Here is a 7036-nt window from a genome sequence, read left to right on the forward strand (position 1 = left end):
TTCATACGGGAAGGCACGCCCAGCGGGTTCAGAAGAATCTGGAGCGGACGACCATCTTCGGTGAACGGCATGTCTTCGACAGGCACGATCTTGGAGACAACGCCCTTGTTACCGTGACGACCTGCCATCTTGTCACCGATGGAGAGGCAACGCTTCTTGGCGATATAGACCTTGACGCTCTTGAGAACGCCCGGCTTGAGCTCGTCGCCCTTCGTCACCTTGTCGATTTCCTTTTCCATGGTGCGGGTCAGCGTGTCGAGGTTGTCGCGTGCGACAATCACGAGCGAGAGCACCTGTTCCTGGAGTTCGTCGTCGCCCGTCACGAACTGGGACATCGGGGACACCTTGGTCACGTCGATGGCGCCGAGATTCTGTTCGGTGTAGGTCTGGCCTTCGCGGATGAGGAGTTCGTGCGTTTCGTTGTCCATCACCTTGCCGGCGGGCTTGCCGCCGAGGAGTTCGAACAAGTGTTCGCGGCAGGAATCCTTGATCTTGTCGATCTGGGCCTGGAAATTGGCGCGGATCTCTTCGATGGTCTCCTGGTCCTTTTCCTTGCTCTTCTTGTCGCTCTTGTCCTTCTTGCTGAAGATGCGGGTTTCGAGCACCACGCCCTTCATTCCCGGAGGAGCCTTGAGGGAAGAATCACGCACGTCGCCGGCCTTCTCGCCGAAGATGGCGCGGAGCAAACGTTCTTCCGGAGAAAGTTCGGTTTCGCCCTTCGGGGTCACCTTGCCCACGAGGATATCGTCCGGACCGACTTCGGCACCGACGCGGATAACGCCGTTCTCGTCGAGGTTACGGAGAGCGTCTTCGCCGACGTTCGGAATTTCGCGGGTAAGTTCTTCCGGACCGCGCTTCGTTTCGCGCACGTCGAGTTCGTATTCCTCGATGTGGATGGAAGTGAAGGTGTCCTTGATGGCGAGTTCTTCGGAGATGATAACGGCGTCTTCGTAGTTGTAGCCGTTCCACGGGAGGAAGCCGATCAGGATGTTCTTGCCGAGGGCAAGTTCACCGTGGTCGGTAGACACGCCGTCGGCCAGCACGTCGCCAGCCTTGACGAAGTCGCCCACATTCACGATAGGCTTCTGGTTCACGCAGGAATCCTGGTTAGAGCGCTCGAACTTGCGGAGCACGTATTCGTCAATCGGATCCTTGCCGAGGAATTCGTAGTTTTCGCCGAGGCCGGTAAGCGGCACGAAGTTGCCGTCGACCATGTTGCCGCGCTGCACCGTGATGTTGCGGGCGTCAACGAAGGTGACCTTACCGTCGTGCTTGGCACGGACAACCGTACCCGAGTCGAGGGCGGCGCGGCGTTCGAGGCCGGTACCCACCACAGGGGCTTCCGCACGGAGCAGAGGCACCGCCTGGCGCTGCATGTTAGAACCCATCAACGCGCGGTTGGCGTCATCGTGTTCGAGGAACGGGATGAGGCCAGCGGCCACGGACACAATCTGCATCGGAGCCACGTCCATGAGGTCGATGCGTTCGACATCCATGTCGCCGATATCAATGGAATCCTGACGGAGGATATGCGGGTATTCGCTCTTGTCGCGGACGATGACGTATTCTTCCTTGAAGCGGTTGTCGTCGGTGAGCTCGGTAGAAGCCGGAGCCACCTTGAACGCGTCTTCTTCGTCGGCGGTGAGGAACGTGATAAAGTCGGAAACGACCTGTTCGATGGCGTTGCTAGCCTGGACGTAGTCGGCCTTGCCGTTGAAGTCATCGATTTCGAAGCCGTTCTTGAAGAAGTGGACATCGCCATCCGCATAGGTCACCTGGAACACCTTGTTCGCGAAGATGTCGAACAGGTCGCGCTGGCGGTTGTCGAGGTTCATGCGGATGCTGTCCATTTCCTTGCGGGAAAGTTCCTGCTGCGTAAGGAAGAAGTGCGGATCGTGCACGAATCCCTTGAAGATGCCGAAGTGCCACTTGACTTCGGGGAACTTGAAAATCTTGCCGCTTGCATCCTTGAAGTCGATGAGGCCCACGATACGGTACGGAGTCTCGATGAATCCGTAGTGGTTCACGACGGCATAGGATGCGAGGGAGTTGATAAGACCGATGTTCGGGCCTTCCGGAGTCTCGATCGGGCAGAGGCGGCCGTAGTGCGTGTAGTGAACGTCACGGACTTCGAAGCCTGCGCGTTCGCGGGAAAGGCCACCGGGACCGAGAGCGGAGAGACGACGCTTGTGGGTAAGTTCCGAAAGCGGGTTCATCTGGTCCATGAACTGCGAGAGCTGGCTGGAACCAAAGAACGCCTGGACCACGGAACTCACGGTACGCGTATTCACGAGGTCGCGCGGAGTCGTCTGTTCGTCCTCGTTATGCAGCGAGAGGTTCTCGCGGATAACGCGGGACATGCGGGAGAGGCCCACGGAAATCTGGTTGGCGAGGAGTTCGCCCACGGAACGCGTGCGGCGGTTGCCCAAGTGGTCGATATCGTCCTTGGTGTATCCGTCTTCGCCATCGTAGAGGCCCACCATGTATTCGATGACGGCGAGGAAGTCGGCCTTGCTCATCGTCGTGCGGGTGGCGCTCGGGAGTTCGAGCTCCTTGTCCATGTTGTACTGCTTGAACTGTTCGCCGACATTCTTGAGAATTTCGACAATCTTCGGCGTGTAGACCTTGGCGTTCAAGCGGTAACGGCCGACTTCGCCCAAGTCGTACTTGCGCGGGTCGTTCAGGAAGATAGAATCAAAGTAGTTTTCGGCAGCCTGCAGGTTCGGAGCTTCGTCCTGCTGCTGGTGCGTAACGGAGTAGATGGAACGCAGGGCGTCTTCGCGGGACTTAGTCTTGTCGGCAGCGAGCGTGTTGTGGATGAGGAGGTTTTCTTCTTCCTTGGAGAGAAGCACGAGCTTCTCGACGCTGCTTTCGCGGAGGCGTTCGAGCTTGCGGTCATCGATGACGGAGTTCGCCTCGATGATGATTTCGCCGGTGGATTCGTCGATCACGTCATTGAAGACAATGCGGTCGATAAGCACGCAAACGCCGTCTTCGTTGAACTTCTCGGCTTCTTCGGCGATATTCACCTCTTCGGTCTTCTTGTAGAAGAGGTTCAGAATGTCCTGGGTCGTCTCGAAGCCGATGCTACGGAGCATGGCGGTGGCCGCAATCTTCTTCTTGCGGTCGATGACGACATAGAGCACGTCGCTTTCGATGTTGAACTCGACCCATGCGCCACGATGAGGAATGATACGGCTCTTGTAATCGGAATGGCCGTTGGGCTGGAGTTCTTCGTCGAAGCTCACACCGGGAGAGCGGTGCAACTGCGACACGACCACGCGTTCGGCACCGTTCACGATGAACGTGCCGTTCTCGGTCATGATCGGGAGTTCGCAGATAAGGACATCGTTCTTGACTTCTTCCTTGAGCTTGGTATCTTCGCCGTCCTTCTCGAAAACGCGGAGGGCGAGAGTCGCGTAGAGCTCCATGTTGTAGGTAAGCCCACGCTCACGGCATTCGGGGATGCTGTATTTCGGTATTCCGAAGTAATACTTTTCGTATTCCAGGGAAAAGAGCCCGTTAGGATCGGTAATCGGGAAGATGTCCTGGAAGACGCGCTGCAAGCCCGCATTCAACCGCTTTTCCTGCGGGATATCGGCCTGCAAAAATTGTTCGTATGAAGCCTTCTGAACTTCAATCAAGTACGGAAGCTCCAGCTGGAACTTGTTGGAGGAATAGCTTTTTCGCTCCGTTGTCATTTGAAATACCTCATCCGGTGAAGAGCCTAGTTAGCAAAAAAACACCAAAAGCCCGCACTTACGTGCAGGCGATTGGTAAGAACAGTTCAGAGAACTGGGAGCATTACTTAAGGGTAACCTTTGCTCCGAGTTCTTCGAGTTTCTTCTTGAGAGTTTCGGCGTCAGCCTTCGGCGCAGCTTCCTTGATGACGCTGCCAGCAGTCTCAACGACCTTCTTGGCTTCGGCGAGGCCGAGACCGGTGATGGCGCGAACTTCCTTAAGGACAGCCATCTTCTTGGCCGGATCGACTTCGGCGAGGATAACGTCGAATTCGGTCTTTTCTTCAGCAGGAGCAGCAGCGGCTGCAGCCATAACTACAGCGCCACCGGCAGCAGCTTCGATGCCGTGGGTTTCTTTAAGGTAGTCAGCCAAAGCCTTGGCTTCGAGAAGGGTAAGACCAACGATTTGATCGCCCAGTGCCTTGATATCAGTTGCCATGATGTGTTTCTCCGATTATTCCGTTTAAAATTTTTGGTTTGTGGTTTGTTGTTAAGCTTCCGGTGCGGCGGCAGCTTCAGGGGCTGCGGCTTCGGAACCCGATTCTTTTTCCAGCTTTTCCTGGAGAGTCTTGATCTGACCTGCAATCGTGGAGCCAGGTCCGAGAGCGATGGAGACGATCAAAGCGATCATGCCCTTACGATCCGGGATCTTGGAGAGGTTCACGACTTCGGAGCCAGGCATCGGCTTACCATCGAGGTAGATGCTCTTGGCAATCAAGAAATCGGGGTTAGCTTTGTGGAATGCTTCAATTTCGCGTGCGGGCAGAAGCGGGTCTTCTTCGAAGCCGACCATGACGGATGTTGCTCCGGTCAGCTGATCGTCGAGACCTTCGACCTTGAGGGCTTCGAGAACGCGCTTGAGAAGAGTATTCTTCACAGCGTGGTACTTGACGCCCTTGGAGGCGAGAGCCTTGCGCAGAGCATTGTCCTTTTCGACAGTGATGCCCTGGTAATTGAGCAGATAGACGGCGGTAGCGCCCTTGAAGGACTCGACGAGCGAATCCACGGTCTGTTGTTTTTTAACTACAGCTTTCATGGTATCTCCTAGCGCGTCAGTGCCATATCAAGTTTGATGCCCGGGGCCATCGTAGCCGTCAAAGTGAGGCTCTTGATGTAAGTGCCCTTAGAAGATTGAGGCTTGTTCTTCACGACAGAGTCGATGACAGACTTGGTGTTTTCGACCAGCTGATCAACAGTGAAGGAGAGCTTGCCAACAGGAGCATGGACGTTTGCACCCTTGTCGACGCGGTACTGGATCTTACCGGCCTTGAGTTCCTTGACCGTCTGGGCGACGTTAACCGTCACCGTGCCGGCCTTCGGAGAAGGCATCATACCACGAGGACCGAGGACGCGAGCCACCTTACTAATCACCGGCATCATGTCGGGAGTAGCAACGACGGAATCGAAGTCCAGCCAGCCTTCCTGAATCTTCTGAACCAAGTCGGCGCCGCCAGCGTAATCTGCGCCTGCGTTCTTTGCAATTTCAATGTTGTTGTCCTTGCAGAAAACGAGAACGCGGACCGTGCGACCGGTACCATGGGGAAGCACAACCGTGCCACGAACCACTTGGTCGGAATGTTTTGGGTCCACACCGAGGTTAAAATGAACTTCGACCGTCTGGTCGAACTTCACCTCGGACTTTTTTAGGATTTCGATTGCTTCGGCCAAACCGTAGGCTTTGTTACGGTCGTAGGTCTCGGCAACCTTTTTGTATTTTTTTCCTCTGAACATGGTGTTTCCTGTCAGATACGTAACGGTGAATTACCTGCCTCAGTCAACCACATCAACACCCATGGAACGGGCAGTACCCGCAACCATGCGCATGGCGGCTTCGAGGTCGATTGTGTTTAGATCCGGCATCTTCTTTTGGGCGATTTCCTGGATCTGGGCCTTGGTGATCTTAGCAACCTTCTTACGGTTGGGTTCACCAGAACCACTCTCAATGCCGACGGCCTTCTTGATGAGGACCGGAACCGGCGGAACCTTCGTGATGAAGGTAAAGCTCTTGTCAGCGTAAACCGTGATGACGACCGGGGTAAGCATGCCCTTCGCATCCTGGGTCTTCGCGTTGAATTGCTTACAGAACTCCATGATGTTCACGCCCTTCTGACCAAGGGCAGGACCTACCGGAGGAGCCGGGTTGGCGGCACCGCCGGGAATCTGGAGCTTAATGTAACCTGTGATTTTCTTTGCCACTTTATTATCTCCGTTGCAAAAACCGTAGCGCTAGGCGGTGGCGGACTCGACCTGGTTAAAGGCAAGTTCGACAGGCGTAGAACGACCGAAGACCGTGACCATGACCTTGATCTTGGTCTTGTCTTCCATGATTTCGTCTACGACGCCCACAAAGTCCTTGAAGGGACCTTCCTTGATGCGGACACTTTCGCCAATCGTGTACGGGATTTGGATCTCGCCTTCCAGGGAATTATCAGGATCAACTCCAAGAAGACGATCGACCTCGCTCTGTTGAAGCGGAATAGGGACACGAGAAGCGCGTGTCATTCCGGCGAAATGGGTGACACCATTAATGGTGGACACCAGGTGCTGGGTGAGCTCGTCCAGCTCCATTTCTATAATGATGTATGCAGGGAACAGGCTCTGTACAGAAACGCGACGACGCCCGCGGACGTTGCTCACGACCTCGCGGGTGGGGACGATAATCTGACCGAACTTGTCTTGAACGCCTTCGCGCTCAATCATCTGCTCGATGTGTTTCTTGATGTTGTTTTCCTGACCAGAAAAAGTATGGATGGCGTACCAACGCTTCATAGCATTAACCCCTACCCATAATCTGGTTTACAATCCAGGAGAATACAAAATCAAGACCGGCAATATAGCAGCCCATAATGACGCTAAAGAGCATCACCACGAGAGTGGATCCCTTGAGTTCTTCCCAAGTAGGCCACGTGACCTTCTTCAGTTCTTGGATGGACTCTTTGACATATTGCTGAATCTTACGCATGATGACTCCGGAGGAAGTTTCCAGGTCGGGAGGGACTCGAACCCCCAACCAACGGTTTTGGAGACCGTGACTCTACCAATTGAGCTACCGACCTATTCGGACTTCCTTACTTGGATTCCTTGTGAACAGTATGCTTGCGGCAGAAGCGGCAGTACTTCTTGTATTCCACGCGGGAAGGATGAAGACGCTTGTTCTTGTCGCAATCATAGTTGCGCTGATTGCATTCTGTGCATTCGAGCACGATGAGTTCTCTAGGCATTTTTAATCCTGATTACTTGATGATTTCAGTGACGGAACCGGCGCCAACCGTGCGGCCACCTTCGCGGATAGCGAA

The 7036-nt window shown here is 54.8% G+C and carries 8 protein-coding genes and 1 tRNA gene; all 9 read right to left on the reverse strand.

What is annotated here, in order from left to right; all coding sequences use genetic code 11:
* Window positions 1–3701 (reverse strand): DNA-directed RNA polymerase subunit beta (locus B2952_RS00435; protein ID WP_290781452.1); only part of this gene is annotated, 3701 nt, incomplete at its 3' end.
* 103 nt (window positions 3702–3804) lie between these two features.
* Window positions 3805–4179: a 50S ribosomal protein L7/L12 gene (gene rplL, locus B2952_RS00440; protein WP_290736033.1), complete on the reverse strand. Its 375-nt coding sequence runs from the start codon at window positions 4177–4179 to the stop codon at window positions 3805–3807.
* 51 nt (window positions 4180–4230) lie between these two features.
* A complete protein-coding gene (rplJ, locus tag B2952_RS00445; protein WP_173366603.1) occupies window positions 4231–4776 on the reverse strand; it encodes a 50S ribosomal protein L10 in 546 nt (181 codons plus the stop codon).
* An 8-nt stretch (window positions 4777–4784) separates the two neighbouring features.
* On the reverse strand, window positions 4785–5471 hold the full coding sequence (gene rplA / locus B2952_RS00450; RefSeq protein ID WP_173366602.1) for a 50S ribosomal protein L1: 687 nt from the start codon (window positions 5469–5471) through the stop codon (window positions 4785–4787).
* Between the two features lie 39 nt (window positions 5472–5510).
* Window positions 5511–5936 carry a 50S ribosomal protein L11 gene (gene rplK / locus B2952_RS00455; RefSeq protein WP_173366601.1) on the reverse strand — a complete coding sequence of 142 codons (426 nt, stop codon included), beginning with the start codon at window positions 5934–5936 and terminating at the stop codon, window positions 5511–5513.
* A gap of 30 nt (window positions 5937–5966) precedes the next feature.
* Window positions 5967–6509 carry a transcription termination/antitermination protein NusG gene (nusG, locus tag B2952_RS00460; protein ID WP_173366600.1) on the reverse strand — a complete coding sequence of 181 codons (543 nt, stop codon included), beginning with the start codon at window positions 6507–6509 and terminating at the stop codon, window positions 5967–5969.
* Window positions 6510–6513: 4 nt separating this feature from the next.
* Window positions 6514–6702 carry a preprotein translocase subunit SecE gene (gene secE / locus B2952_RS00465; protein ID WP_173366599.1) on the reverse strand — a complete coding sequence of 63 codons (189 nt, stop codon included), beginning with the start codon at window positions 6700–6702 and terminating at the stop codon, window positions 6514–6516.
* A 21-nt stretch (window positions 6703–6723) separates the two neighbouring features.
* Window positions 6724–6796: transfer RNA gene (locus B2952_RS00470), tRNA-Trp, on the reverse strand.
* A 12-nt stretch (window positions 6797–6808) separates the two neighbouring features.
* Window positions 6809–6961 (reverse strand): 50S ribosomal protein L33, encoded by a 153-nt coding sequence (rpmG, locus tag B2952_RS00475; RefSeq protein ID WP_014545993.1) that lies wholly within the window; start codon window positions 6959–6961, stop codon window positions 6809–6811.
* Between the last annotated feature and the right edge of the window lie 75 nt (window positions 6962–7036).

This window comes from Fibrobacter sp. UBA7003 (genome assembly GCA_002449765.1).
GTDB lineage: Bacteria > Fibrobacterota > Fibrobacteria > Fibrobacterales > Fibrobacteraceae > Fibrobacter.

Bases quoted from the DNA above. Each gene is read 5' to 3' on its own strand.
- rplL (WP_290736033.1), bottom strand. From the start codon at position 4,179: ATGGCAACTGATATCAAGGCACTGGGCGATCAAATCGTTGGTCTTACC.
- rplJ (WP_173366603.1), bottom strand. From the start codon at position 4,776: ATGAAAGCTGTAGTTAAAAAACAACAGACCGTGGATTCGCTCGTCGAG.
- rplA (WP_173366602.1), bottom strand. From the start codon at position 5,471: ATGTTCAGAGGAAAAAAATACAAAAAGGTTGCCGAGACCTACGACCGT.
- nusG (WP_173366600.1), bottom strand. From the start codon at position 6,509: ATGAAGCGTTGGTACGCCATCCATACTTTTTCTGGTCAGGAAAACAAC.
- secE (WP_173366599.1), bottom strand. From the start codon at position 6,702: ATGCGTAAGATTCAGCAATATGTCAAAGAGTCCATCCAAGAACTGAAG.
- rpmG (WP_014545993.1), bottom strand. From the start codon at position 6,961: ATGCCTAGAGAACTCATCGTGCTCGAATGCACAGAATGCAATCAGCGC.